The organism is Micromonospora sp. NBC_01412, assembly GCF_045040215.1.
In the GTDB taxonomy this organism is placed as follows: Bacteria; Actinomycetota; Actinomycetes; order Mycobacteriales; family Micromonosporaceae; genus Micromonospora; species Micromonospora rubida.
Genome location: NZ_CP109528.1, coordinates 4,978,462 through 5,005,175 on the forward strand (window position 1 = coordinate 4,978,462; position 26,714 = coordinate 5,005,175).

The window sequence follows — 26,714 nt, forward strand, 5'->3', positions numbered from 1 at the left end:
CCGTCAGCGGGCCGGGCAGCGCAGCCCCTCCCGGGGCACCGTCAGCGAGATCAGGTACGCGTCCACCGCGTCCGTCACGCAGCTCGTCTGCGGGTACGCCGTGTGCCCCTCGCCCTCCCAGGTCAGCACCCGGCCCACGCCCAGCATCGAGGCCAGCTTCGGAGTCTGCTCGTACGGCGTCGCCGGGTCGCCGGTCGTGCCCACCACCACGATGGGCGGCGCGCCGACGGCCTTGCCGGTCGGGTACGGGTCCCGCCCACCCGGCCACTCGACGCAGCCGAGCATGCCCACGGCCAACGCCGGGCCGAACAGCGGGTACTTCTCCCGCCACTGCGACTGGAGCTGACGGACCCGCTGCAGGGTCGGCTTCTCCGACTCGTCGGTGCAGTTGACCGCGAGGTTGGCGTCGAACAGGTTCGAGTAGCGCCCGTCGTCCTCCCGCCCCGCGTACGCGTCGGCCAGCTTGAACACCTCGGCCGGGTCGCCGCCGTCGAGCCGGTCGATCGCCTGGGCCAGCTCCTGCCAGCCCGACTCGGTGTAGAGCGAGGAGATGACCGCGTAGAAGACCCAGCCCGCGGTGGCCTCCCGGCCGTCCGCCGCCTTCACCGGGGAGACCTTGGCCTTGTCGATCGCCGAGGTCACCGCGGCCCGGGCGTCCGGGGCGAGCGGGCAGCGCCCGGTGTTGGCCGTGCACCACCGGGTGAAGTTGTCGAACGCCCGCTCGAAGCCCTTCGCCTGGCTCTCCGAGCCCGCCACCAGGTCCTGCGTCGGGTCCACCGCGCCGTCGAGCACCAGGGCCCGGACCCGCTGCGGGTAGAGCTGGGCGTACGTCGCCCCGAGCAGGGTGCCGTAGGAGTAGCCGAGGTAGGTCAGCTTCTCGTCGCCGACCGCCGCGCGCACCGCGTCCATGTCCCGGGCGGCCTGCTCGGTGCCGTAGAGCGGGAGCTGATCGCCGTACTTGTCGCCGCAGCCGCGCCCGATCCGCTGGTTCAGCGTGACGAACCCGTCGAAGGACGCCTGGGACTCCGGGTCCGGGTCGTAGCCGAAGCTGGCGTCCAGGTCGGCGTCGGGGATGCACTTCACCGGGCTGGACCGGGCCACCCCGCGTGGGTCGAACCCGACGATGTCGAACCGCTCGGTGACCGACGGGGGAAGCCCCCCGAACGCCGGGCCGAAGGAGAGGTAGACGGCCGTGTCCACCCCGGAGCCACCGGGGCCGCCCGGGTTGATCACGAGCGAGCCGATCCGGTCCCGCTGCTTCGTGGACCGGGCCCGTAGCAGGGCGATCTCGAAGGTCTCCCCGGTGCCCGGGCCGGCCGTGGCGCCGGTGCCGGAACCCCAGTTGCGCGGCACGGCGATCCGCGTGCACTCGTACCGCATGTCCGGTGCGCCCTGGCCCACCAGCTCGTCGGCCACCTCCGGGCAGGCCCGCCAGGTCGGCGCGACACCCGTCGGCGCGGCCTCGCCCTCGGTCTCGGTGCGCGGGGCGAATGCCGGCATCGTGCAGCCGGCGGCGACCACCGCTGCCGAGACGAGCCCGGCGAGGGTCAGCCGGACCCGGCGGATCCGGTCGGGAAAGCGGGTCACCGGCGCGCCTCTCGTGGTCGGGTCGACGGCTCAGGCTACGCCCGGCCGGGGACGGCCTCGGCGGTCGCTGCCGGATCGCCGCGCAGGACCTGGTCGACGTCGTACCTGATCGGGCGGTCGAGCTGGTCGTAGCCGCAGGACCGGGGGTCGCGGTCGGGCCGCCAGCGGACGAACCGGGCGGTGTGCCGGAGCCGGTCGCCCTCCATCGCGTCGTAGCCCACCTCGGCCACCAGCTCCGGGCGCAGCGGCTCCCACTCCAGGTTCTTCGTCCCCGTCCACCGGCTCACCCCGCCGGGGATGCGCTGGCCGCGCTCGTGGTCGCCGTGCGCCCAGGGGTGCTCGTCGCCGACGTCCCGGTACGGGGCCAGCTCGTCCAGCAGCTCCTCGCGGCGGGCCGCCGTGAACGAGGAGCTGACCCCGATGTGGTGCAGGACGCCGGCCTCGTCGTAGAGGCCGAGCAGCAGCGAGCCGACCACCGGCCCGGTCTTGTGCCAGCGGAAGCCGGCCACCACCACGTCGGCCGTGCGGGCGTGCTTGACCTTGAACATGAGCCGTTTGCCCGGCTCGTACGGCAGGTCGGCCGGCTTGACGATGAGCCCGTCGAGCCCCGCGCCCTCGAACACGTCGAACCAGCGGCGGGCCGTCTCCGGGTCCGTGGTGACCTGGGTGACGTGCACCGGCGGGTGGACCCCGGCCAGGGCCTGCTCCAGCCGGGCCCGGCGCTGCGGGTACGGCCGGTCGGTCAGCAGCTCGTCGTCGAGGGCGAGCAGGTCGAAGGCGACGAAGTCGGCCGGGGTGGTCTCGGCCAGCAGCTTCACCCGGGACGCGGCGGGGTGGATGCGCTGGGCGAGCAGCTCGAAGTCGAGCCGGGGCTGGCCGTCAGGGCCGTCGCGCCGGATCACGATCAGCTCGCCGTCGACGGCGCAGCGCTCGGGGAGCTGCCGCAGCGCCTGCTCGACCACCTCGGGGAAGTAGCGCGTCATCGTCTTGCCGCCCCGGCTGGCCAGCTCCACCTCGTCGCCGTCGCGGAACACGATGCAGCGGAAGCCGTCCCACTTCGGCTCGTACGTCGTGCCGGGGTCGGTGGGCAATCGCGACACGGCCTTGGCCAGCATCGGTTCGACCGGCGGGTTGATCGGCAGGTCCACGGCGACAGTCAACCAGACGCCACCGACAGTCGTGAGGCGGATCACCGGGGGTGAGGGGGTGACCTGTCCCGGGCCGTCCCGATCGTGCCCCGGGGGCCGGATGGTGTTTCCGCAGCTCGGAGCTAGTTTCGCCGGATGCGGGAGTGGATCTGCGGGTGCTGCGGGCGCTGGCGGGTCAGCGTCGAGCTGATCCACGGCCGGTACCGCTACCGCCTGGTGCGCCGCTACCCGGCCCGGTTCGGCGGCGGCAAGGACGTGCTCGGCGAGGTCGGCACGGTCGCCGAGCTGGACGACCTGCTGCGCCGCCGCACCCCGCTCACCCTCGCCGACCTGCACGAGACCAACCCGGCCTGACCCACCCCGCCACCCGCGCCGCGTCGCTCCCTACCGCGCCGCGTCGCTCCCCACCGCGCGTCGCTCTGCCCTGTTGCGCCGCGCGGCCCTGCTGGGTTACCCCGCGCTCCCTGTTCAACGGTCCTGCTGCGCGCCGCGCCGCGGCGTCGTGCTCTGCCGCGCGGCACCGGACCTTGGACAGTTTCCGTTCGTGCGGAGCGGAAACTGTCCAGGGTTTGCATCGAGGCCGGCCGGGCCGTCGTGTCCGGTCACGATTGGGTGCACCGGCTCGTCGTCGTGGCGGCGGCGCGTCGTGGCGGCGGCCCGTCGCACCGGGTCGCCGAGGCGCGGTGTCCCGGGCGTGGGACCACACCGGTCCGGTGAAGCTGTGCGGCGCGTCGGTGGCCGAAGGGACGGAGGCCAGTCGTCGTGGTGCGGGCCGCCGGGGGCCGCCGACGAGGACCGTCGGGCGGTAGGTTCGACGACGGGGGAGGGACCATGCGCTTCGAGGCAGTCACGGAGATCGACGCCGACGTCGAGCGGGTCTGGAGGGTGCAGTCCGACATCGACCGGTGGCCCGAGTGGACCGCCTCGGTGTCCCGCGCCCGGCGGCTGGAACCGGGGCCGTTGACGGTCGGCTCGACCGCGCGGCTGGAGCAGCCGCGGCTACGTCCCGCGGTGTGGCGGGTCATCGAGGTCGAGGCCCCGTACCGCTTCGTCTGGGTGTCGCACGCCCCGGGCGTCCGCAGCCGGGGTGACCACCGGATCGTCCCACTGCCGGACGGCCGGGCCCGGGTCGAGCTGACGCTGGAGCAGTCGGGCCCGCTCGCCGCCGTCGTGGGCCGGCTCTACGGCGGGCTGACCCGCCGGTACCTCCGGCTGGAGGCCGACGGCCTCAGGCGCCGCTGTGAGCGGCCTTGACCAGCCGCTTCTCCAGCACTGCGAGGGAGATGCCGTTGGCGTCCGGCCGGTTGCCGACGATCTCGTAGCCGTGCCGCCGGTACAGCCGCAGATTCCGTTCGCTGGCGGCCCCGGTGAACAGCACGAAGCGGGACACCCGGTCGGCGCAGGCCGCCTCCACCGCGCGCAGCAGCAGGGGCCCGATCCCCCGGCCCTGCTGGTCCGGGGCCACGGCCAGCCGACCGACATGGGCGGTGTCGTCGGCGACCCGCGCCCGGACCGAGCCGATCAGCCGGTGACCGGCCCGGGCGACCAGCACCGTCTCCGGGCCGGCCAGCGCGGCCAGGATCTCTTCGAGAGTCTCGGTGAGCGGCGGCAGCAACGGGTCGGCGTACTGCTGGGCCTCGGTCACGTAGGCGGCCCGCTGCACGGTGAGGATCTCGCCTGCGTCGGCGGGGGTGGCCGGGATGATCAGTGGTGGCGTGGTCACGACCCCAGCTCACCACACCGCCGGCAGCCGGCGCGCGGGGCCGTACCCTGGCGGTGTCGCGGACCCCCAGGAGAGGCGGCGATCGTGCCCGAGCTGACCTACCCGCACGTCGGAGCCACCGGCACCGGCGAGCTGCCTGCGGGCTGGCGGCACGTCCGGCACCGGGTGCGGCTGCCGGACGGCTGCTTCGCCACGGCCGGCGCGGCGGTGCTCGGCTGGCGGCTGCACCGGGCAGCCGGGGTCCGGATCGACGCCGACGCGTCCCGGGCCGCGCCCGGGGTCACCGTCGTCTCCCGGTTGGGCGTCGGCCCGCTGCGGCTGGCCGCGCCGTGCGCGGTGGTCTGGGCCGCCGACGACGCCCGCCGAGCCGGCTTCGGGTACGGCACGCTGCCCGGCCATCCGGCCCGGGGCGAGGAGGCGTTCGTGGTGAGCCGGGACGACACCGGAGCCGTCTGGTTCGAGGTGCGCGCGTTCAGCCGGCCGGACCGCTGGTTCATGCGCGCGGCCGGGCCGGCGGGCCGGGCCTTCCAACGCGGGTACGCCTGGTGGCTCGGCCGGACCCTGCGCCGGCTCTGCGCCAGACCCTGACCCGGACCTGCGGCGCGCGCCGACCGGGGCGGCGGGCCGCAGGAGGCGTGTCAGTACCGGGCGAAGGAGCGGATCGGCATCCTCGGCCCGTACCTCGGGGCGTGCACGCCCTCGGCGGCGAGCAGCAGGCAGACCCGGCCGCGGTGGCCCCGGAACGGCTCCAGCAGCGCCAGCATCCGGGCGTCGTCGCCGCGCGGCTCCCCGGCCAGCGCCCAGGCCACCGTGTTCGGCACGTGGTAGTCGCCGACGCTGACCGCGTCCGGGTCCCCGTACACGATCCGCACCACCTCGGCGGCCGTCCACAAGCCGATGCCCGGGATCGCGGTGAGCCGGCGGGTGGCCTCGGCGGAGTCGACACAGCGTTCCAGCCGAGCGGCCTCGGCGGCGGCCCGGCGCAGCGTGTCGGCCCGCTTCTGCTCCACCCCGAACGGGTGGAAGACCCAGTACGGCGCGGCGGCCACCGCCGCCGGCTCGGGCGGCAGCAGCAGCGGCTGCAACGGACCCGGCGCCGGCTCGCCGAAGTGGCGCACGGTCGCCGAGTACGCCCGGTACGCCTCCGTGCCGGTGACCTTCTGCTCCAGGATCGCCCGCAGCACGCGCGGGAAGAGTTGGCCGGTGGCCGGCATCCGCAGCCCGGCGTGCCGCGCGGCCAGCCGGGCCACCAGCGGGTGCGCGCCAGCCAACTCGGCGAAGCCGGTGAGGTCGTCGCGCAGCCCGGCGACCGCCTCGGCCTGCTGGACCGCCCAGTCGGCGCCGGGACCGTACCCCTCGGCGATCAGGTCCCCGCCGCCGGCCGGGCGCAGCGCCAGGGTGGCCGGGCCGGCGGGGGTGCGGGTGGCCCACCAGAACGTGCCGGCGGCGATCCGGGCGCACGGGTCGTACGTGCTGAACGTGAGTGACCGGACCGACGCGGCCAGCCGGTAGCCGGCCGGCGGGCGCAGCGTCCGGCGGGCGGCGGGTTCGGTCACCCCCGACACTCTGCCACGGCACCCGGCCGGGACGGACGCCACCGCATGCACGCAGGCCTCCGGGTGTCCGACGACACCAGCCCGCCCTCTCACGGGCCAGGCCGCCCGATGGTACGGAGCCACCGCGTCACCGGCTCAGCGGCGGACCGAGAAGATTCCCGGCGGCGGCGGGGTGGAGTCGGTGGCGTCGGCGTCGCGGACCACGGCCGCCCCCGAGGCGAACCGGTCCAGCTCGTCGCCGGCCAGCACCCGGCCGGGGAACCAGTCCCCGGCCGCCCGGCGGGTCAGCTCCGGCACGGGCGGCTCGACCCGGCCCGCGACCAGCACCAGGTTGCCGTAGCGCCGCCCGCGCAGCACCGCCGCGTCGCCGATCAGGCAGGCCCGGGGCAGCACCGCGCGGACCGTGGCGACCTGCGCGCGGGCGTGCCGCAGCGGCGGGCCGTCGGCGACGTTGGCCAGGTACCAGCCGCCGGGGTGGAGCACCCGGGCCACCTCCGCCGCGTACTCGACGCTGGTCAAGTGGGCCGGGGTGCGGGCACCGGCGAAGACGTCGGCGACCACCACGTCGTAGCTGCCGTCCCGGGTCGACTCCAGGGTGGCGCGGGCGTCGGCGACCCGCACCCGCAGCCGGGGGTCGGCCGGCCAGGGCAGCTCCCGGCGGACCAGGTCGACCAGGGCGGCGTCCACCTCGCAGACCCGCTGGGTGGAGCCCGGCCGGGTGGCCTGCACGTACCGGGGCAGGGTCAGCGCGCCCCCGCCCAGGTGCAGCACCCGCAGCGGCGCGCTGGCCGGCGCGATCAGGTCGAGGGCGGCGGCGAGCCGCCGGACGTACTCGAACTCCAGGTGGGTGGGGTCGGCGAGGTCTACGTGCGACTGCGGCGCGCCGTCGAGCAGCAGGGTGAACGAGCGCGGCCGGTCCGCGTCCGGGACCAGCTCGGCCTCGCCGGTGTCCACCCGCGCGACGACCCGGTCGGTGCCCCGGCGGCGCCCCATCAGCGGAGGGGGCGGCGGCCCCGGGCCGCGGCGGTCAGCGCCCGGTGCAGCAGGCGGGCGTCGCCGAGCAGCGCCCGCAGGCGGCGCTCCAGGCCGGCGATCGGAATGAGGTTCTGCGGGGCGCGCGGGTCCTTGTACGGGGTGGACGCGAACCGGGGGAGGGTGACCAGCGACAGGTCGGCCAGCGCGATCGCCTCGGACTCGGGCAGCTCGGCCGAGCATTCCACCCGGACGATGCCGGCCCACGGCGCGCCGCCGGAGATCGGCAGCCGCAGGTACCAGGAGTATCCGCCCCAGGCGGTGACGAGCCGGAACACGGGGGAGCGCTGGCCGGCCCGCAGCCCGGTCACCACGGCGGTCAGTCGGGCGTCGAGGTACTGGCTGTGCTGGGTCTTGACGTAGCCGAGGGTGCGGGGGAGCTGCCGGCGGCTGCGCAGCGGGCCGTCGACCACCAGCAGGTCCCCGTCGATCCGGGCCGCCCCGGAGACCTCCACCTCCAGCGCGGTCAGCGGCCCCTGCACGGCCGCCTGGAGCTTGTTCAGCTCGCCGGTGCCGCTGACCCGGTGCACCGGGTAGCGCACCGTCCCGGCCCGCACCTCCCGGGCGGACGGGCTGGCGGTGAACAGCCCCCGCCGCACCTGGGTGCCGGCGAGCCGCGCCGCGCCCCGCACCAGGTCGCAGCGGACCACCCCGGCGGCGTACGAGGCGGCCACGCCGGGGAACGACGCCCCGTCGGACTCGGCCGTCCACACGCTGGCGTCGATCCGGCGGACCCCGTCGACCAGTAGCACCACGTCCGGCGCCTGGACCCCGGGCCGGACGTCGATGGCCCGCCAGTCCACCGCCGGCAGCTCCACCTCGGCGTCGACCTGCTGGCGGCTCGGCGCGGCCGGCCCGCCCGGCACCGCCTCGAAGGACGCGCCGTAGCCCGGGTCCCAGGCGTCGACGAACAGCTCCGGGGCCGGGCCCTGGGCCGCCGGCCCGCCCGGCCCCGCCCCGGCCGGCCCCGCCGGCCCCGTCACAGGCCGGTCCGTTCCACGCGGGCGGAGCGGGCGTCCTTGCGTACCTCGTACCGGACCGGGATGCGCTCGGCGAGGGCCGGCACGTGGGTGACCACCCCGACCATCCGGTCGCCCCGGGCGGCCAGGCTCTCCAGGGTGGCCGCCACCGTGTCCAGGGTGGCCGCGTCCAGGGTGCCGAACCCCTCGTCCAGGACGATCGACTCCAGGCTCGCCGCCGTGGTGGACATCCCGGCGAGCTGCTCCGACAGGGCCAGGGCCAGGGCCAGCGACGCCTGGAACGTCTCCCCGCCGGACAGCGTGCGCACCCCGCGCCGCAGCCCCGCGTCGTGGTGGTCGATCACGAAGAACTCGCCCTTGTCGTGGACCAGGTCATACTGGCCGCTGGACAGCTCGCGCAGAATCCCCGACGCGCCGTCGACCAGCAGGTCCAGCGCCTCGGCCAGCAGCCAGCGCTCGAAGTTGTTGGCCCGCAGGTGCCCGGCGAGGGCCCGGGCCACCCGGGCCTGCTGCTCGTGGCCGGCCCGCTGCCCGCGCAGCTCGGCGGCCTGCTCGCGGCGCTCCACCAGCCGCCGGTGGGCCGCCTCGGCGCGTTCCACGGCGACGGTGGCCGCCCGCACCGGGTCGTCCCCGGCGGCCAGCCCGGCGGCGGCGAAGACCCCGCCGATCCGCTCCTCCACGGCCGAGGCGGCGGCCTCCGCCCCGGCGACCGCCTCGGCCAGCCCCACCCGGTCCGCCCGCCGTCGCCGCGCCTCCGCATCGGCCCACCCGGTCAGCGTCGTCCAGGCCGCGGCCACGTCGTCGCGGTCGGCGGCCGGCGGGCCGAACCGGGCCAGCCCGTCCCGGGTCGCGTCGAAGTCCCGCCACGCGGCGCGCAGCCGCTCCTCGGCTGCCTCCAGCGCGGCCCGGGCCCGCCGGGCGGCGTCCCGGCCGGCCCGCACCCCGCCCGCCGCCTCGTCCAGCTCCCGGCGCAGCCGGGTGTGCTCGGCCAGGTCGTGCCTCAGCGCCTCCGGGGCGGCGGCCCCGGTGAGCTGGTCGTCCAGCTCGGCCAGCCGGCCCCGGAGCTGGTCGTGCTGGGCCCGGGCGCGCAGCAGCACCCGCTCCAGGTCCCGGGCCGCCGCGTCGCGCTCCTGCACCGCCTGCTGCGCCTCCTGGGTCGCCGCCCGGGCCGCCTTCCCGGCGGCGGTGGCCCTGGCCACCGCCGACCCGGCGGGCACCGCCGGCACCCGGGGCACCACCTGCTCGCAGACCGGGCAGGCCGCCCCGTCGACCAGGTGCGCCCGCAGCGCCACCGCCTGGTCGGTGGCCTTCGCCTCCTCGTGCGCCCGGAACGCGGCCTCCAGCTCGACCTCGGCCCGCCCGGCCGCCGCCCGCGCCGCGACCAGCGCGGCCACCGCCGCGTCGTGCTCGCGCTGCGCCACGGTCACCGCCGTGGCCACCGACCCGACCTCGCCGGCCAGCCGGTCCCGGTCGGCGTGCGCCTTGAGCAGCAGCCGCAGGGCGCTCTCGTCGCTCGCGCCGGCCAGCTCCCCGCGCAGCTTCTCCTCGCGTTCCTCGGCCAGCGCCACCCCGGCCGCAGCCTCGTCGGCGCCGGACCGCGCGGCGGCCACCGCCCGGGCCACCTCGGCCACCCCGTCGGGCGCCCGCACCGCGCCGAGCCCGGCCAGCTCGGCGTCGAGGGCGGCCAGCGCCGCGTGCGCGTCCCGCGCCGCCGCCCGGGCCCGCTCCCGCTCCGGTACGGCCGTCGCGACCGCCCCGGCCAGCTCGTGCGCCCGGCCGACCTGGGCCTGCGCGTCGGCCAGCGCCGCGTCGTCGATGTCGGCGAGCCCGCCGAGCATCCGGTCGACCGCCTCCAGCCTCGCCTCGGCCTGCCCGGCCCGCTCGGTGGCCCGCTTCTGCACGTTCTCGTAGACGCCGAGGCCGAGCAGGTTGACCAGGATCTGCTGCCGGGTCGCCGGCCGGGCGTGCAGGAAATCGGCGAACTGCCCCTGCGGCAGCACCACGCAGCTGGTGAACTGCTCGTACGGCAGCCCGACCGCCTCCAGCACCGCCCGCTCCATCTCGGCCGGGGTGCCGGCCACCACCTCGCCGAGATCCTCCGGGCTGAGCCCGGTGTCCAGCTTGGTGACGTCGAACCCGGCCGGCATGAGCTGCAACCCGGCGTTGGCCGTCTTGACGTTGCCCCGGCCGTCCCGGCGGACCACCCGGGTCGCCACGTAGCGATCCCCGGCCGACTCGAAGACCAGCCGGACCCGGGCCTCGGTGGCCGACGGGGCGAGCGCGTTGGCCAGCCCCCGCGTCCCGCCCCACCGGGGCACCGTGCCGTAGAGGGCGAAGCAGATCGCGTCCAGCACCGTCGACTTGCCGGAGCCGGTCGGGCCGACCAGGGCGAAGAAGTCGGCGTCGGTGAAGTCCACGGTCGTCTCGTCGCGGAAGACGGTGAAGCCCGCCATGTCCAGCCGCATCGGGCGCATCAGCGGTCCGCCTCCTCGAACAGCTCGTCGAACAGCTCCCGGACGTCGGAGTCGGCGTGCCCCCGGCTGTCCAGGTAGTCGGCGAACAGGTCGCGGGGCGACCGGCCGGCCCGCTGGGCGGTGCGTGTCCCGCTGCCGGGGGCCGGCACCAGCTCCGGGTCGATTCGGATCTCCAGGGCCCGGGGAAGCAGCTCCTGCACCTCCTCGCGCAGCCCGGCCCGGGGCTGCTCCCGGACGAACACCCGCAGCCAGCCCTCCGGCGGGGTGGCCTCGGCGAGCTGGGCCAGGGTGCCGCGCACCGTGCGCAGCGGCACGGCCGCCGGGACCGGCACCTCGCGGATGCGCGCCGCGCTCGTCGCCGTCACCTCGACCATGGTGACCGACGGGATGTTCTCCTGCTCGCCGAAGTCCACGGCGAGGGGGCTGCCGCTGTAGCGAATAGGGCAGGGGCCGGACACCCGCTGCGACCGGTGCAGGTGGCCCAGCGCCACGTAGTGCGCGGTGCCCGGGAACACCGTCGCCGGTACGGCGTACCCGAGGACGGTGTGCGCGTCCCGCTCGCCGCCGCCGGTGGTCGCCCCGACCACGGTGAGGTGGGCGGTGACCAGGTGCACCCGGTCCGGCTCGGCGAAGCCCTCGGTCAGCCGGCCGAGCACCCGGCCGAGGTGGTCGGCGTACGTCTGGGTGGCCTCGGCGGCGGTCAGCTCGTACATCTCCACGGCGCGGACGGCGTACCGCTGGGACAGGAACGGCAGCGCGGCCACCCGCCACCGCTCGCCGCTCGCGGTGACCCCGTCGATCACGTGCTCGTCCGGGTTCTCCCGGACCCCGCCGCGCAGGGTGATGCCGGCCGCCTCGGCCCACGGCCGCAGCGCGTCGAGGGCCTGGCCGTTGTCGTGGTTTCCGCCGATGGCCACCACGTCCGCGCCGGTGCGGCGCAGCGCGGTCAGCGCCCGGGTGACCAGCCGGGTCGCCTCCGGGGTGGGGGCGGCCGTGTCGTACAGGTCCCCGGCGACGATCACCAGGTCCGGCTGCTCCTCCCGGGCGACGTCGATCACCCCGGCGAGGACCTGCTTGTGCTCCTCGGCCCGGGACTGCCCCTTGAGCACCTTGCCGACGTGCCAGTCCGAGGTGTGCAGGATCTTCACCGTGCGGGCCCTTCGTTCGCGACTGCGGGACTTCCTCGCTTCGCTCGGGCGTTCCTCGCGCTCACGGGTCTTTCGCCCCCCTAGAACGGGATGTCGTCGTCGGCGCCGCCGCCTGAGCCGACCACCGCGAACGGATCGACCGTCCCGGTGATCGACCGTAGCGTCTCCGAGGGCGCCCGGCCTGCCTCGGAGACGCGGGTGGCCCACGCCGGGAACGGGAACTCCAGGCAGAGCGGGACCGGGATGTCCGGCTGGTTGACGAACATGGTGCCCGGCTTGGCCAGCAGCGCCCGCTGCCGCTGGGCGGGCGGGAGGAAGCCGTACTCCGGGCGGGACGCCTCGGCCGGGTCGAGCCGGCCGACCACCCGGATCGCCGAGTTGGTGACGATCCGCCGTTCCACCTCGCTCGCCGTCTGCTGCGCGCCGATCAGGATCACCCCGAGCGAGCGGCCCCGCTCGGCGATGTCCAGCAGCACCTCCTTGATCGGGGAGGAACCCTCCCGGGGGGCGTACTTGTTCAGCTCGTCGAGGACGACGAAGAGCAGCGGCTTGGCCGTGCCGGCCTTCTCCTTGCGCTCGAACTCGCTCTTGAGCGTCACGCCGACCACGAACCGCTGCGCCCGGTCGGGCAGGTTGTGCAGGTCGACGACGGTGACCTGGGCGCTCTCCGTGGTGTTGATCGAGTGCGGGCGGCGGGTGGCCAGGTCGCCCCGGATCAGCCGGCCCAGGTCCTTCTTGCTGCCGATCAGCCGCCGGGCGAACGCGTTGACCGTGCCCAGGCCGACCGCGCTGCCCGCCCAGTCGCCCCGGGTCTCGTCGTCGTTGAGCTGCTCGACGATGTGGTCGACCAGGTCGGTGTACGAGCCGAGCCGGACCCCGTCGACGCTCACCCCGCCGTCGGCGGGCTGGGCGTAGCGGGCCAGGTGGGCGGCGACCGAGTGGACCACCATCGTGTACTGCTGGCGCTCGTCGTCGGCGTCGGCGAAGACGTACGGCAGGAGGCGGTCGGCGCAGAACTCGCTCAGCGTCCAGTAGAAGCTGTCCACCCCGGTCAGCCGGCTGCTCACGTCCGGCGTGCCGGAGGAGTCGCCGGCCCGGGGCGGGGCGTAGACCCGCACGTCGGGGAAGGCGCCGGCGTCCAGCCCGAGCTTCGCGTAGCCGGCCCGGGTGGCATCGTCGAGGCGGGTGTTGGGGTGGTCGAGGAACAGCAGGTCCTCGCCCTTGACGTTGAAGATCAGCGCCTTGGCGTTGACGGCGTCCCCGCCGAGCACCCCGGACCGGAAGACCGAGTAGAGCAGGAAGGTGGCGAAGCTGGTCTTGGTGGCCACCCCGGAGATGCCGGAGATGGAGACGTGCGCGCCCCGGCTGCCGTCGAGGAAGTCGGCGTTGAGGTAGACCGGCACCCCGTCGCGGCCCATCCCCATCGGGATCCGCCGCTCCATCCGGTCGAAGTGCAGCGCCCGGTCTCGGGCCGCGCCCTCGGCCCGGTGCACGACCGCGCCCGGGGTCGGCGGGACGTAGAGCTCCGGGTCGACCCGGGTGGTGGTGATCTCGGCCGCCTCCTGCACCATCGCCGGCAGGGTGCCGTCGGCGATGGCGAACACGTCCGAGTCGAACTGGGCGCCCTCGTGCCGGGCCCGCACCTGGGTCACCACCCCGGCGATGGTCACCGGCTCCCGGTCGGGCAGCTCCCGGCGGGTCACCACCACGTCGTCGAGCTGGAGGTAGCTGCCGGGGGCCACGGCTGTCCAGAACGTCAGCGGGGTGGCGTCGGCGGTGCCGAGCACCCGGCCGACCCCCTCGCCGGGGCCGTCGAACTCGTCGTCGGTCATCCGCGCGCTCCGGTCAGCTGGTCGTCTCGGTCAGGGCCCACGGGGTGCATCCTGCCCGAGGGATGCGACAGGTTGCCATGCGACGCGTCGGACGACACCCATCACCCCCGACATCGTGGCGCACCGCGTCCGTCCAGGCACGGATGGTGGCGAACGAGCCGTCCGCTGCCGAGGTTGGCCGCGATGCCTGCCGCTGCCAGTTGCGCTGTCGACGCGTCCACGGGTCGACTGTAGGGAGCAGGCAAGTGGGTCTCGGGCCCCGTAGCGACATCCACCGTCGTGGGGGTAAGTGCGGTAGCTGCGGTTTGATCGATAGATTGCGGCGAAAACCCTGACCAGGTTGTAGGCCCTGGCCGATGTGGGTGGGCGTGAGGTGGGACAGCGGGCCGGCCGTCCAAGCGGCCGGGGTGCCAGGCGGGTAATGCCACCTCGTCCCTTTGCACTGCTGCCGCCACCGCAACACCAGTACCGCCGTGCAACGACCAGCACCGCCGCGCAGCACCAGCACCAGCACCAGCACCGCGCAGCCGCTTCGCGTCGGGTGCCGGCACGAGAGGTCGGCAGAACCGTCACGCTCCGCGAGCGTTGCACCGGGGGCAGCAGAGCAAAGGGGGCGCTGCGGGGTTGCCCGCCGGTCGGCGTCGACGTCAGCGTCGACGTTCCCGCCCTGCCCATGGGTGGGACGGACTTCACGATCGTCTGCTGATTTTGGAGAACCCGCCCGGCGTGTCGTCTCACAAATCAGCAAACGATCACGCGACCACAGGCTGCCCTGCACCCCGACGCCACCGTGCACATCGTCGCCACCAAAGGGTGGCTGCGTCGATGACTTCAACCCAGGCCCTAGCTTGATCTTTAACCTGTGCGGCGTGGTCGGGGATTCGTTGATTTCTTCTTGCTGGATTTCGGGTTCGTGGTGTCGCTGCTGGTGACGATGTGGACGTCGTGGCGGCGGGTGGGTTGGCGGTTGGGTCGTCCGGGTGGCCGTCCCGGGCCTGGCTGGGTGGGTTTCGGTGCGCCGGCGGGGCAGGTGGTTGTCCTGCGGAGGTGACGGAATCCGCGGCGGATGCGGGCTGGGGTGAGCCGTCCGGGTGGGGCCGGTCGTTCCCACGGGTGGCGCGGGTCGGCGGCGAGGGGCGGGAACTGTTCGTCCTCAGGGAGTGCATCCGGAGGATGAACCGCCCGACCGGGCCCACCCCCGCCCAGCGTGGCCGCCGACCCGGCAACCAGCGCCCCGGCTGAGGCACCACCCCCGCCGACACCGCCGGTACCGCCGGGCTGCGCGCCGGACGCCGCCGAGGCACCGTGGACACCGCCGGGGCTACGCGGCGGGGGCGGGTGCGCCGTCCCGGGCGTACCGGAGCATCAGCGCGCCGTCCGCGGCGGCCAGCACGTGCCGCAGCGGCAGCTCCCGGTGCGGGCCGGGGTCCCCCGCGGTGATCCGACCCGGGCCCGCCCCGGCGAGCAGCGGCGCGATGGTGAGACAGACCTCGTCGACCAGGTCGGCGGCGGTGAGCGCGCCGAACAGGTGCGGCCCGCCCTCGCAGAGGAGTTGGCCGAGGCCTCGCCGGCGCAGCTCGGCGAGACCGGCGGCCAGGTCCACCCGGTCGGTCCCGCAGCGCACCAGGTCGGCGACCTCGGCCAGGCCGGGGGGCGCCTCGGCGGCGGCATGGGTGAGCACGACCGGCCGCACCGGCGCGTCGGCGAACGCGGCCTGCGCCGGGTCCAGGGCCAGCGAGCCGGAGACCACGACCAGGGTCGGGTACTCGGCCAGCCCCTGCGCGCGGCGCCAGGCCCGGCGTGGCCCGCTGAGCCGTACCGCGTTGTAGCCCTCGTGGCGCAGGGTGCCGGCGCCCACCAACAGGCTGTCGCAGAGCATCCGCAGCAGGCCGAACACCCGCTTGTCCGGCTCGCCGGAGAGCCCGGCGGAGTAGCCGTCCACGGTGACCGCGCCGTCGACGCTGGTCACGAAGTTCACCCGCAGGTGGGGGCCGACGGCCCGGCCGTAGAGGGCGGCCAGTTCCGTGTCGTCCAGCGGCGTCGGCGACGGGGCCGGCCACAGCCGGGAGATCGGGCTTCCGGCGCTCATTCGCCGGCCGGACCGGTGGCCGGAGGGGTGGGCTCGGGGGTGCGGTGCTGGCAGTCGCACCATTTCCGGCCCGGGCAGTCGTCGTGCCGCCGCTCCCGGCAGGCTCGGCAGATCATGCCGGCAGCCTATGCCGGGGAAGGACGGGACAGCGCCTGGCCCGGCAGATCCTCCAACCGTCCCAGTAGGTGGACGAAGGGGCGGCGCCGACAACCGGGCAGGGCGTGCCGGCGACCCAGCGGTGGGGGTTCGACACACGGCGGTAACGATATGGGAACGCTCCCATAGAGTTATTGACACCTCTGGGGCCCGCCGGCAATCTCATGGGAGCGCTCCCGGTATGTGTCGCGGATCTCCTTCCCGAGCACGCCGGGTGTCCTCCGCGGGCCCAGTCCCCGGCGGCGCGCGAGTGCACAGCACCCCCACCACACGACACAGCCTCACCACTGAAAGAGGGGTCTCGGATGAGCGTCCCAATCCGTCGTCGGCGGCTCGCGGCCATCGCGCTCGCGTCCGTCGCGGTGATCGCCACCGCCTCCGCCTGCGGCGACGACTCGTCGGAAACGAGCAGCGGCGACGGCCCGGTCACCCTGGTCGTCGACGTCTTCGGCGACCAGGGCTTCGGCTACGACGAGCTCTACAAGCAGTACGAAGCGGAGCACCCGAACGTCAAGATCCAGGAGCGAGGCAAGGGCCTCGGCCTCGGTGACTACAACACCCGGCTGACCCAGCAGATCACCGCGGGCTCCGGCGCCGGCGACGTGGTCGCCCTCGAAGAGGGCACGATCGTGCAGTTCTACGCCCAGTCCGACAAGTTCGTGAACCTGGCCGACCACGGCGCGAACGACCTCAAGGGCAACTTCCTGCCGTGGAAGTGGGAGCAGGGCACCACCCCGGACGGCAAGGTCCTCGGCCTCGGCACCGACGTCGGCTCGATGGCGCTGTGCTACCGCAGCGACCTGTTCAAGGCCGCCGGCCTGCCGACCGACCGCGAGCAGGTCGCCGCCCTCTGGCCGACCTGGGACGAGTTCATCGCCACCGGCCAGAAGTTCTCCGCCGCCGACAAGAAGCACAAGTTCGTCGACTCGGCGACCAACTTCTACAACGTCGTGCTGATGCAGATCGCCGGCTCCGGCACCGGCTACACCTACTACGACAAGAGCAACAAGCTGGTCGTCGGCGAGAACGCGGACGTCAGGACCGCGTACGACCTGACCACCAAGATGATCTCCGCCGGCCTGTCGAACAACCTCCAGTCGTTCTCGAACGAGTGGAACGCCGGCTTCAAGAACGGCACCTTCGCCACCATCGCCTGCCCCGCCTGGATGACCGGTGTCATCAAGGGCCAGGCCGGTGACGCGGCGGCCGGCAAGTGGGACGTCGCCAAGGCCCCGGGCAACGGCGGCAACTGGGGCGGCTCCTTCCTGGCCGTGCCGAAGTCCAGCAAGCACGCCAAGGAGGCCGCCGAGCTGGCGAAGTTCCTTACCAGCGCCAAGGGCCAGACCGAGGCGTTCAAGAAGGTCGGCAACCTGCCCTCGTCGCCGCAGGCCCTAGCCGACCCGGCCGTGGCCGACTCGACCAACGAGTACTTCAGCAAGGCCCCGGTCGGCAAGATCTTCGCCGCCGGCGCGACCGACCTGAAGCCGGTCTACCTCGGCCCGAAGAACAACGCGGTCCGCACGGCCGTGGAGAACACCCTGCGCGCCGTCGAGCAGGGCAAGTCCGCCGACGAGCAGTGGCAGTCGGCGCTGAAGAACGGCGCGGCCGCCGGTAAGTGACCGGCCGAACCGACCACGGGGGGCGCCGGCAGTGCGACTGTCGGCGCCGCCCGCGGTGCCCGGTAAGCCCCGGCGCCGCCCGCGCGACGGGTCGCGCCGACCGACGAGAAGGACCGTCGATGAGCCTGGACCTCCACACCGCAGCGCCCCCCGGCGGGGGCGGTGACCCCGCCCACCCGGCCCGTGCCGCGCACCGTCGCAAGGCCTCCCTCACCCGGCTGGACCTGAAGTACTCCCCGTACCTGTACGTCCTGCCGTTCTTCGCGATCTTCGCCGTCTTCAGCGCGTACCCGATCGGCTACACCGTCTGGATCGCGCTCACCGACCGGTCGCCGCTGAACGCCACGATCAGCTTCGTCGGCCTGGACAACTTCGTCGAGCTGTTGACCGAGGACCCGCAGTTCTGGAACGCGGTGGTCAACACGTTCGGCATGTTCGTGCTCTCCACCGTGCCGCAGCTGCTGCTGGCACTGGTGCTGGCCAACGCGCTGAACCGGAAGCTGCGCGCGCAGACCTTCTTCCGGATGGCCATCGCGATGCCGATCATCACCTCCACCGCCGTGGTGGCGCTGATCTTCTCGATGCTCTACGCGAAGGAATTCGGCCTGGTCAACTGGCTGCTCGACCTGGTCGGCCTCGGCCCGATCGACTGGCGGGCGAACCGCCTCGCCTCCTGGTTCGCCATCTCGACCATGGTCGACTGGCGCTGGGTCGGCTACAACGCCCTGATCTACCTGGCCGCCATGCAGTCGATCAGCAAGGACATGTACGAGGCCGCGGCGCTGGACGGCGCGTCCCGCCGCCGCCAGTTCTGGTCGATCACCATCCCGCAGCTCCGCCCGACGATCATCTTCACGCTGATCGTCTCGACCATCGGCGGGTTGCAGCTCTTCACCGAGCCGCTGCTGTTCACCAGCGGCTCCGGGGGCATCTCCGGCGGCTCCGAGGGGCAGTTCCAGACCATCACCATGTACCTGCTCGACGTGATGAACACCCGGTTCCGCTGGGGGTACGCCGGCGCCGTGGCGCTCGTGCTGTTCCTGCTCATCGCGCTGGTGTCGCTGGTGAACTACCTGCTCGCCCGTCGCATCAGTTCCGACAAGTGAGGGTTGCGCCAGATGACGACCACGACGCTCCGCCCACCCGTACGCCGGACCCCCAAGACGCCGCGCGACACCCACAAGGCCGACCGGCTCTGGAAGGCCACCCCGCTGACCTGGGTCGGGCTGGTCCTCGGCGTGATCCTCTCCCTCTTCCCGTTCTACTGGATGATCGTCATCGCGTCCCGGACGAACGACGCCGCCAACTCCTGGCCGCCGCCGTTCCTGCCCGGCGGCAAGCTCGGCGAGAACATCCAGCGGGTGCTGGAGAACGGTGACGCCAACATCGTCAAGGGGCTGATGAACTCGTTCCTGGTCTCCGGGACGATCACCATCGCCACGGTCTTCTTCGGCTCCCTGGCCGGCTTCGCGTTCGCCAAGCTGCGCTTCCGAGGCAAGAACGCGATGCTGCTGGTCATCCTCGCCTCGATGATGGTGCCGATCCAGCTCGGCGTGCTGCCGCTGTACATCCTGATGGCCAAGCTCGACTGGCTGAACACCATGCCGTCGGTCACCGTGCCGTTCCTCATCGGCGGCTTCGGCATCTTCATGATGCGCCAGTACGCCGAGCAGGCCGTCCCGAACGAGCTGATCGAGGCGGCCCGGGTGGACGGCTGCTCGACCTGGCGGGTCTACTGGCACGTCGTCGTCCCCGCGCTGCGGCCGGCGGCGGCCGTGCTCGGCCTGCTCACCTTCATGGAGCAGTGGAACCAGTTCTTCTGGCCGTTCGTGGTGCTCGCCGACCCGGCCAACCCGACCGTGCAGATCTCGCTGCGCAGCCTCAACACGGCGTACTTCGCCGACAACTCGCAGATCTTCGCGGGTACGTTGATCGCCACGCTCCCGCTGTTCATCGTGTTCGTCCTGTTCGGCCGCCAGATCATCGGCGGGATCATGGAAGGTGCCGTCAAGTCGTGAACGATCCGATCCGTCCGCCCGCCGTCGGCGTCCTCGACCAGGGCCCGGCGCCGACCTTCCCGCCCGGCTTCCTGTGGGGGGCCGCGACCGCCGCTTACCAGATCGAGGGCGCGGCCACCGAGGGCGGACGCGCCCCGTCGATCTGGGACACCTTCAGCCACACCCAGGGGCGGACCGTTGCGGGGCACACCGGCGACGTCGCCTGCGACCACTACCACCGGATGCCCGACGACGTGCGCCTGATGGCCGACCTCGGCCTGAAGTCGTACCGGTTCTCGGTGTCCTGGCCCCGGGTGCAGCCCGGCGGCTCGGGGGCGGCCAACCCCGAAGGGCTGGACTTCTACCGGCGGCTGGTCGACGAGCTGCTGGGCCACGGCATCGAGCCCTGGCTGACCCTCTACCACTGGGACCTGCCCCAGCCGCTGGAGGACGCCGGCGGCTGGCCGGCCCGGGACACCGCGGCCCGGTTCGCCGACTACGCGCGGCTCGTCGCGGACGCGCTCGGCGACCGGGTGCGCTACTGGACCACCCTCAACGAGCCGTGGTGCTCGGCGTTCCTCGGGTACGGCTCGGGCGTGCACGCGCCCGGGCGCACCGACGGGGCGGACGCGGTCCGGGCCGGGCACCACCTGATGCTCGGGCACGGGCTGGCCGTCCAGGCGCTGCGGGCGACCCGCCCCGACGCCCAGCTCGGCATCACGGTGAACCTCTACCCGGTCGACCCCGCCAGCACCGCGCCCGCCGACGTGGACGCGGCCCGGCGGATCGACGGGCTGGCCAACCGGTTCTTCCTCGACCCGGTGCTGCGCGGGGCGTACCCCGAAGATCTGCGGGCGGACCTGGCGGCGGTCACCGACTTCGGTCACGTGCGCGACGGCGACCTGGCGACCATCTCGACCCCGCTCGACCTGGTCGGGATCAACTACTACAGCCGCCACGTGGTGGCCGCCCCGGTCGAGGGGGAGCCGCCGCAGGACTACTGGCGGGCGTCGACCTGCTGGCCGGGCAGCGAGGACGTCCGGTTCGTCACCCGGGGGGTCCCGGTGACCGACATGGACTGGGAGATCGACGCCCCCGGGCTGCTGGAGACCCTGGAGCGGGTGCACCGCGAGTACACCGACCTGCCGCTCTACGTGACCGAGAACGGGTCGGCGTTCGTCGACGCGGTGGTCGACGGTCGGGTCGACGACGCCGACCGGTTGGCCTACTTCGACTCCCACCTGCGGGCGGCGCACGCCGCGATCGACTCCGGGGTGCCCCTGCGGGGCTACTTCGCCTGGTCGCTGTTGGATAATTTCGAGTGGGCCTGGGGGTACACCAAGCGCTTCGGCATGGTGTACGTGGACTACGACAGCCAGACCCGCATCCCCAAGTCCAGCGCCAGGTGGTACGCCGAGGTGATCCGACGCAACGGTCTGGCCGCACAATAGGCGGGGCCAGCCAGTGACGGGCGGACCCGGCGCACCCCCGACGGCGGGGCGCGTCGGGTCGCCCGATGTCGGAGGAGCAGAAATGACAACGCAGCGCACGCGGTCGCTCGGGCGTCCGACCCTGGACGCGGTGGCCGCCCGCGCCGGCGTCGGGCGCGGCACGGTCTCCCGGGTGGTGAACGGCTCGCCCCAGGTGAGCCCCGAGGCCCGGGCCGCGGTGCAGCAGGCCATCGCGGAACTGGGGTACGTGCCCAACCGGGCGGCCCGGGCACTGGTCACCCAGCGGACCGACTCGGTGGCGCTGGTCGTCTCCGAGTCCGGTGACCGGGTCTTCACCGAGCCCTTCTTCGCCGGAATCGTCCGGGGGGTCAGCTCCGGCCTGCTGGAGACGCCCCTGCAGCTCTGGCTGGCCATGGTGCAGTCCCCGATCGAGCGGGAGCGGGTCGAGCACCACCTGACCAACCAGCACGTCGACGGCGTACTGCTGCTCTCCCTGCACGACGCCGACCCGCTGCCCACCCTGCTGGAGGAGCGCGGCCTGCCGACCGTGCTCGGCGGCCGGCCGGCCCGGATGCTGCAACCGGGCGCGCAGCCGGCGCACTACGTCGACGTGGACAACGTCGGCGGCGCCCGGCACGCCGTGGAATACCTCTTCGCCTGTGGGCGGCGGCGGATCGCCACCATCGCCGGCACCCAGGACATGGGCGCCGGCTTGGCCCGCCTGACCGGTTACCGGGAGGCGGTCCAGGCCACCGGGGCCGGGCTCAACCCTGACCTGATCTCGTACGGCGACTTCAGCGAGGGCAGCGGGGCGGCCTGCATGCGCCGGCTGCTGGAGGTCTGCCCTGACCTCGACGCGGTCTTCGTCGCCTCCGACCTGATGGCCTTCGGCGCGCTGCGGACGCTGCGCGAGGCCGGCCGGCGGGTGCCGGAGGACGTGGCGGTGATCGGCTTCGACGACGCCCCGGTGGCCCGGCAGGCCGATCCGCCGCTGACCACGGTCTTCCAGCCGGTCGAGGAGATGGGCCGGCAGATGGCCCGCCTGCTGGTGGCCCGCATCCGCGGCGACGAGCTGCCGGCCAACCACATCCTCCTCGACACCCACATGGTCCGCCGCGCCTCGGCCTGACCCCTCGCCTCGCCACCCGCCCTCCCTGGGCGGGTGTTGGGGTTCAGAGCCAGCGGCGGAGTTCGTGCTTGGCCAGGGACGAGCGGTGGACCTCGTCGGGGCCGTCGGCCAGGCGCAGGGTGCGGGCCTGGGCCCAGAGGGCGGCGAGCGGGGTGTCCTGGCTGACGCCCGCGCCGCCGTACCCCTGAATGGCCTTGTCGATCACCCACTCCGCCATCGCCGGAGTGGCGATCTTGATGGCCTGGATCTCGGTGTGCGCGCCCTTGTTGCCGACGGTGTCCATCAGCCAGGCGGTCTTGAGCACCAGCAGCCGGGCCTGTTCGATGCGGACCCGGGACTCGGCGATCCACTCCCGGACCACGCCCTGCTCGGCCAGCGGCCGGCCGAACGCGATCCGCTGGTTGGCCCGGCGGCACAGCAGCTCCAGGGCCCGCTCGGCCATGCCGATCAGCCGCATGCAGTGGTGGATGCGGCCCGGGCCGAGGCGGGCCTGGGCGATGGCGAAGCCGGTGCCCTCGGCCCCGACCAGGTTCTCCGCCGGCACCCGGACGCCCGTGAAGTCGATCTCCGCGTGCCCGCCGTGCGACGCGTCGCTGTAGCCGAACACCGTCATCCCGCGCCGCACGGTCACCCCCGGGGTGTCCCGGGGCACCAGGATCATGCTCTGCTGGCGGTGCCGGTCGGCGTCGGGGTCGGTCTTGCCCATCACGATGAGAAGCTCGCAGCGCGGGTCCATCGCCCCGGACGACCACCACTTGCGGCCGTCGACCAGGTACTCCTCGCCGTCGCGGGTGATCCGGGTGGCGATGTTGGTGGCGTCGGAGGAGGCCACCTCCGGCTCGGTCATGCAGAACGCCGAGCGGATCTCGCCGTCGAGCAGCGGCCTCAGCCAGCGCTCCCGCTGCGCCTCGGAGCCGAACTCTGCCAGCAGCTCCATGTTGCCGGTGTCCGGGGCGGCGCAGTTGACCGCCTCCGGGGCCAGGTGCGGGCTGCGCCCGGTCAGCTCCGCCAGCGGCGCGTACTGGAGGTTGGTCAGCCCGGCGCCGTAGCGCGGGTCGGGGAGGAAGAGGTTCCACAGGTCGCGCCGGCGCGCCTCGGCCTTCAGCTCCTCCAGCACGGGCGACCGCGACCACGGGTCGCCGGCCGCCGCGACCTGCTCGGCGTGCACCGCCTCGGCCGGGTACACGCACTCATCGAGGAACGCGGTCAGCCGCGCGCGCAGCTTCTCGGTGCGGGCGTCGAACTGGAAGTTCATCACTTCTCCCTGACTGCGCGCAGCCCGTGCTCGACCAGCGGCGCCACCAACTCGCCGATCCGGTCGAAGCCCCCGCCGAGCGTCTGCCCGAGGGTGTGCCGGTAGTGGATACCCTCGCAGATCACCGCGAGCTTGAAGCAGCCCAGGGCGACGTGCCAGTGCAGCGGGCCGACGTCGACGTCGCTGCGCCCGGCGTACCGGTCGATCAGCTCGGCCCCTGAGGGGAAGCCGGCGCGCGGGCCGAGCCCGTCGGCGACCGGATTGTCGACGGCCGCGTCGCTGTCGCCGAGCACGGACCAGTACGTCAGCAGGAGCCCGAGGTCGGCCAGCGGGTCGCCGAGGGTGGCCATCTCCCAGTCCAGCACGGCCCGCACCGACACCCCGGCCCCGGTGGCCCCGAGGGTGCCGGTCGCGGCCCCGGCGGGGTCTGTGCCGGTCGCGGCCCCGGGGGCTCCCTGGCCGGGTGCGGTCGCGCCGGGTGCGGCCGGGCGGGGTGCGGTCGCGCCGGTTCCGACGGTGGCGAGGAGGTTGTCCAGCCGGTAGTCGCCGTGCACGATCCGGCCCGCGTTCGCGCCCTCGGGGACGGAGCCGGCGAGCGCGTCGCGCAGCTCGTCGACGCCCGGCAGCGGGCGGCTGCGGGACTGGTCGAGCTGGCCGGCCCAGCGCCGGACCTGCCGGCCCAGGAAGCCCTCGGGGCGGCCGAAGTCGGCCAGCCCGACCGCGGCGGGCTCGACCGCGTGCAGGGCGGCCAGGGTGTCCATCATCGCCGTCGCCAGGTCGCGCCGCTGCCCGTCGGTCAGCGGGTCGGTCTGCGACCGGCTGCGGAACACCTCCCCGTCGACCTTCTCCATCAGGTAGAAGGGCGCGCCGATCACGTCGGTGTCGGGGCAGAACAGCAGCGCCTCGGGGACCGGCACGGCGGTCGGTGCGAGCGCGGAGATGATCCGATGTTCCCGGGCCATGTCGTGCGCGGTGGCCAGCACGTGCCCGAGCGGGGGCCGGCGCAGCACCACCTCGTGCCCGCCGGAGCGGAGCAGGTAGGTCAGGTTGGACTTGCCGCCGGCGATCAGCCGGGCCCGCAACGGCGCGGCGGCCAGCTCGGGCCGGCGCGCGGCCAGGTACGCGGCGAGCCGGTCGAGGTCAAGCCCTCTCGGAGCTCCCGCGCCGGCACCGCCGCCCGCGTCGGCGTCGGCCGGGTCGGTCATCCGAATAGTTGATGGCACCTCAGCCGTCCTGTCAAGGCGGGTTTTTCCCCGGGGACATGCTGCGGCAACAGGGGCGAAATGGTCAACAGGCAGGCTGGTGCCCAGCCTGCCGGCCGTCACGTGCCGGCCCGTCCAGCGGAGGGACGACCATGTTGCTGAGAGTTCGGGTGACCCTGCCGGACCGTCCCGGCACACTCGGCCAGGTGGCCCGCACACTCGGCGTCTCCGGTGCCGACATCGTCCAGGTCGTCGTCCTGGAACGGCTCGGCGGGCGGGCGGTCGACGACTTCACCGTGGTCTGGCCGGGGGCCGCCCGGGTGGAGCGGCTGCTGGCCGGCCTGGCCGCCATCCCGGGGGTCCGGGTCGACGGCGTCTGGCGGGCGATCGGCGCGCCGACCACCACCGGGCAGGACGCCGAGCTGCTGGCCCAGGTCGCCGGCAACCCGGCCGACGGGCTGGCCACCCTGGTCGACGCCGGGCCCGGGCTGCTCGCCGCGGACTGGGCGGTGGCGGCGGTGGTCCCGCTGGACTGGGCGTCGCGCACCGGTGCCGGCAGCGGCGCCGGCAGCGGCGACGCCACCGTTGCGCACGCGAGCTGGCGGACGCCCGTGCCGCCCGCGCTGCCCGAGGTCACCCCGTTGCGGGCCCGCGCGCTGACCAGCACCGACGGCACCCACTACGCGATCGCGCCGTTCGGCCGGGCCGGCCTGGTGCTCGTGGTGGCCCGGGACCAGACCGGGATGTTGAACCCCGCCGCGTTCCACTCCACCGAGGTGGACCGCCTCGCCCAACTGGTCCGGGCCAGCGCGGTGATCCTCGGCGACCGGCTGGACCTGGTGGATGCCCCGCCGGTGGTGGCCGGCGGTTGAGCGACCGGGCCCCGGTGGGGGGCCCGTCGGCCGTTCCGGGTCCCGATGCGGGACGCGGATCCGGCGGAAACGGTGCGGACCCGGCCGAGCCGGCCGGGTCCGCACCGCGTCGGGGCCGGCGACCAGCCGCTCCCGTGGCGGTGGTCACGGCCTGTGGTGAGGGTCATGCGGCGGTTCCCGGGTCGTCACCGCCGGGCAACGGCCCGGCAACAGCGGCCCGGGATCGTCGTGGACGGGGAAGGGAGACAATCATGGCGCTGTGGCGGATTCGAGCCACCGTGGACGACCGGCCGGGTTACCTGTCGGTGCTCACGGCGAGCCTCGCGTTGCGTGGGGTCAACATCCTCACCGTGCAGGTGCACACCACCGAGGTGGGCGCGGTCGACGACTTTCTCGTCGACGCACCCGACTCGCTCGACGAGGCGGAGCTGGTCGCCGCCGTGGAACGGGGCCGGGGGCGGGACTGCTGGGTGGCGCGCAGCGAGGCGCGTGGCCTGGCCGACCAGCCCACCCGGGTGCTCGGTTTGGCCACCCGGCTGGTCCGGGACCCGGACGCGACGGGGGAGGTGCTGCGCACCCTGCTCGGCGCCGACGAGGTCACCTGGCGACCCACTCCGGTCAGCGGCGGCGTCACCGGCACCACGATGGCGCTGCCCGACCCGACCGGTGGGTCGTACGAGCTGAGCCGGGTCGCGCCGATCTTCACCCCGGCCGAGTACGCCCGGGCCCAGGCGCTCGCCGAACTCGCGGCGACCGCGGCCCGCCGGACCGCCGACCAGGTCACCCTGGTCCTGCCGGACGGCGCCGAGCTGGTCGTCCGCCCGGCTGGCGCCGACGACCTGGCCGGCGTGCTGGAGCTGCACCAGCGCTGCTCGGCGCGGACCCGGCAGCGCCGGTATCTCAGCGGGGCGGCACTTCCCGCGCCGTCCTGGCTGCGCCGGCTGCTGGAGCCGGCCCAGGGCCTGACCCTCGTCGCGACCACGACCGGCTCGGGCGGGGCGGCGGAGCCGGTAGTCGCGATGGCGAACCTGCTCGCCGAAGGGGACGAGGCCGAGGTGGCGCTGCTGGTCCGCGACGACTGGCAGCGGCGGGGGCTCGGCACGGCCCTGCTGCGCCGGCTGGTGGGCCACGCCGAGCGGGCCGGCCTCGCGGCCCTGCAACTGCACGTCCAGGCGGAGAACACGCCGATGCTGCGTACGCTGGCCCGGCTCGCCCGCCCGACGACGGCGGAGCGGGACGGCTGCGTGGTCACCGTCACCGTGCCGCTCGTCGCCGCCCAGGTGCCCGGGGTGGTGCCCGCCCAGCGCCGCTGACCCCGGGCCGGCGGGAGCGTGGCCGGGCCGGGACGGTGTCGCCCGTGGTGCCGGCCCCGGTTCGGTAGCCCGCGACCGGCCCGACGGGTGGCCGTGACCGCGCTCAGGTGGCGGGGTAGCTGCTGTACTCGCGCGAGTGCGGCCGGTTGAG

Annotated in this window: 23 protein-coding genes and 1 pseudogene; 11 read left to right on the forward strand and 13 right to left on the reverse strand. The window is 74.3% G+C overall.

Features of this window, described 5'->3' with window-relative positions; translation table 11 throughout:
* Nucleotides 1-3: 3 nt before the first annotated feature.
* A complete protein-coding gene (locus tag OG617_RS22755) occupies nt 4-1,566 on the reverse strand; it encodes an alpha/beta hydrolase (RefSeq protein WP_405103899.1) in 1,563 nt (520 codons plus the stop codon).
* Nucleotides 1,567-1,622: 56 nt separating this feature from the next.
* Complete coding sequence (locus tag OG617_RS22760) at nt 1,623-2,735, reverse strand: ATP-dependent DNA ligase (RefSeq protein ID WP_405095027.1); 1,113 nt, start codon at nt 2,733-2,735, stop codon at nt 1,623-1,625.
* A gap of 135 nt (nt 2,736-2,870) precedes the next feature.
* Between OG617_RS22760 and OG617_RS22765 the strand changes: the two genes are divergently transcribed.
* A complete protein-coding gene (locus tag OG617_RS22765; RefSeq protein ID WP_405095028.1) occupies nt 2,871-3,089 on the forward strand; it encodes a hypothetical protein in 219 nt (72 codons plus the stop codon).
* Nucleotides 3,090-3,566: 477 nt separating this feature from the next.
* On the forward strand, nt 3,567-3,989 hold the full coding sequence (locus OG617_RS22770) for an SRPBCC family protein (protein WP_405095029.1): 423 nt from the start codon (nt 3,567-3,569) through the stop codon (nt 3,987-3,989).
* Here OG617_RS22770 and OG617_RS22775 read toward each other — a convergent pair.
* On the reverse strand, nt 3,964-4,458 hold the full coding sequence (locus OG617_RS22775; protein ID WP_405095030.1) for a GNAT family N-acetyltransferase: 495 nt from the start codon (nt 4,456-4,458) through the stop codon (nt 3,964-3,966). The genes OG617_RS22770 and OG617_RS22775 overlap by 26 nt on opposite strands.
* An 84-nt stretch (nt 4,459-4,542) precedes the next feature.
* On the opposite strand from OG617_RS22775, the gene OG617_RS22780 reads away from it, so the two are divergent.
* Nucleotides 4,543-5,046: a DUF1990 family protein gene (locus OG617_RS22780; protein ID WP_405095031.1), complete on the forward strand. Its 504-nt coding sequence runs from the start codon at nt 4,543-4,545 to the stop codon at nt 5,044-5,046.
* Between the two features lie 50 nt (nt 5,047-5,096).
* Here the strand turns inward: OG617_RS22780 and OG617_RS22785 are convergent, their stop codons facing one another.
* From OG617_RS22785 to OG617_RS22815, 7 genes and pseudogenes are all read right to left on the reverse strand, one after another.
* Nucleotides 5,097-6,023 (reverse strand): DNA-3-methyladenine glycosylase family protein, encoded by a 927-nt coding sequence (locus OG617_RS22785; protein ID WP_405095032.1) that lies wholly within the window; start codon nt 6,021-6,023, stop codon nt 5,097-5,099.
* Between the two features lie 126 nt (nt 6,024-6,149).
* A complete protein-coding gene (locus OG617_RS22790; protein WP_405095033.1) occupies nt 6,150-7,007 on the reverse strand; it encodes a spermidine synthase in 858 nt (285 codons plus the stop codon).
* Complete coding sequence (locus tag OG617_RS22795) at nt 7,007-7,960, reverse strand: hypothetical protein (RefSeq protein ID WP_405103901.1); 954 nt, start codon at nt 7,958-7,960, stop codon at nt 7,007-7,009. The genes OG617_RS22790 and OG617_RS22795 overlap by 1 nt, the downstream gene beginning before the upstream one ends.
* A gap of 65 nt (nt 7,961-8,025) precedes the next feature.
* Nucleotides 8,026-10,500: an AAA family ATPase gene (locus OG617_RS22800; RefSeq protein ID WP_405095034.1), complete on the reverse strand. Its 2,475-nt coding sequence runs from the start codon at nt 10,498-10,500 to the stop codon at nt 8,026-8,028.
* Entirely contained in the window at nt 10,500-11,648 is a 1,149-nt protein-coding gene (locus OG617_RS22805; protein ID WP_396680193.1) for an exonuclease SbcCD subunit D, read from the reverse strand. The genes OG617_RS22800 and OG617_RS22805 overlap by 1 nt, the downstream gene beginning before the upstream one ends.
* An 80-nt stretch (nt 11,649-11,728) precedes the next feature.
* Nucleotides 11,729-13,480 carry an ATP-binding protein gene (locus tag OG617_RS22810; RefSeq protein WP_405095035.1) on the reverse strand — a complete coding sequence of 584 codons (1,752 nt, stop codon included), beginning with the start codon at nt 13,478-13,480 and terminating at the stop codon, nt 11,729-11,731.
* An 855-nt stretch (nt 13,481-14,335) separates the two neighbouring features.
* Nucleotides 14,336-14,617 (reverse strand): annotated as a pseudogene (locus tag OG617_RS22815) (transposase); the annotation flags it as partial.
* Here OG617_RS22815 and OG617_RS22820 point away from each other — a divergent pair.
* Nucleotides 14,528-14,722 (forward strand): hypothetical protein, encoded by a 195-nt coding sequence (locus OG617_RS22820; RefSeq protein WP_405095036.1) that lies wholly within the window; start codon nt 14,528-14,530, stop codon nt 14,720-14,722. The pseudogene OG617_RS22815 and the gene OG617_RS22820 sit on opposite strands and share 90 nt — an antisense overlap.
* Nucleotides 14,723-14,801: 79 nt before the next feature.
* Here the strand turns inward: OG617_RS22820 and OG617_RS22825 are convergent, their stop codons facing one another.
* Nucleotides 14,802-15,569 carry a pyrimidine reductase family protein gene (locus OG617_RS22825; protein ID WP_405095037.1) on the reverse strand — a complete coding sequence of 256 codons (768 nt, stop codon included), beginning with the start codon at nt 15,567-15,569 and terminating at the stop codon, nt 14,802-14,804.
* A 461-nt stretch (nt 15,570-16,030) separates the two neighbouring features.
* Between OG617_RS22825 and OG617_RS22830 the strand changes: the two genes are divergently transcribed.
* From OG617_RS22830 to OG617_RS22850, 5 genes are all read left to right on the forward strand, one after another.
* Nucleotides 16,031-17,344 (forward strand): ABC transporter substrate-binding protein, encoded by a 1,314-nt coding sequence (locus OG617_RS22830; RefSeq protein ID WP_405095038.1) that lies wholly within the window; start codon nt 16,031-16,033, stop codon nt 17,342-17,344.
* A gap of 119 nt (nt 17,345-17,463) precedes the next feature.
* Entirely contained in the window at nt 17,464-18,450 is a 987-nt protein-coding gene (locus OG617_RS22835; protein WP_405095039.1) for a carbohydrate ABC transporter permease, read from the forward strand.
* A gap of 12 nt (nt 18,451-18,462) precedes the next feature.
* A complete protein-coding gene (locus OG617_RS22840) occupies nt 18,463-19,362 on the forward strand; it encodes a carbohydrate ABC transporter permease (RefSeq protein ID WP_405095040.1) in 900 nt (299 codons plus the stop codon).
* On the forward strand, nt 19,359-20,792 hold the full coding sequence (locus OG617_RS22845; RefSeq protein ID WP_405095041.1) for a GH1 family beta-glucosidase: 1,434 nt from the start codon (nt 19,359-19,361) through the stop codon (nt 20,790-20,792). Before OG617_RS22840 ends, OG617_RS22845 begins: the two co-directional genes overlap by 4 nt.
* A gap of 82 nt (nt 20,793-20,874) precedes the next feature.
* A complete protein-coding gene (locus OG617_RS22850; RefSeq protein WP_405095042.1) occupies nt 20,875-21,921 on the forward strand; it encodes a LacI family DNA-binding transcriptional regulator in 1,047 nt (348 codons plus the stop codon).
* A gap of 43 nt (nt 21,922-21,964) precedes the next feature.
* Here the strand turns inward: OG617_RS22850 and OG617_RS22855 are convergent, their stop codons facing one another.
* Both OG617_RS22855 and OG617_RS22860 read right to left on the reverse strand, forming a co-directional pair.
* Complete coding sequence (locus OG617_RS22855; RefSeq protein ID WP_405095043.1) at nt 21,965-23,176, reverse strand: acyl-CoA dehydrogenase family protein; 1,212 nt, start codon at nt 23,174-23,176, stop codon at nt 21,965-21,967.
* Nucleotides 23,176-24,381, reverse strand: a complete 1,206-nt coding sequence (locus OG617_RS22860) for a phosphotransferase family protein (protein ID WP_405095044.1) — start codon at nt 24,379-24,381, stop codon at nt 23,176-23,178. The genes OG617_RS22855 and OG617_RS22860 overlap by 1 nt, the downstream gene beginning before the upstream one ends.
* Nucleotides 24,382-24,530: 149 nt before the next feature.
* On the opposite strand from OG617_RS22860, the gene OG617_RS22865 reads away from it, so the two are divergent.
* Together OG617_RS22865 and OG617_RS22870 are read left to right on the forward strand one after the other, a co-directional pair.
* Complete coding sequence (locus OG617_RS22865) at nt 24,531-25,250, forward strand: amino acid-binding protein (protein WP_405095045.1); 720 nt, start codon at nt 24,531-24,533, stop codon at nt 25,248-25,250.
* Between the two features lie 251 nt (nt 25,251-25,501).
* Nucleotides 25,502-26,563, forward strand: a complete 1,062-nt coding sequence (locus OG617_RS22870; RefSeq protein WP_405095046.1) for a GNAT family N-acetyltransferase — start codon at nt 25,502-25,504, stop codon at nt 26,561-26,563.
* Nucleotides 26,564-26,714: the final 151 nt, after the last annotated feature.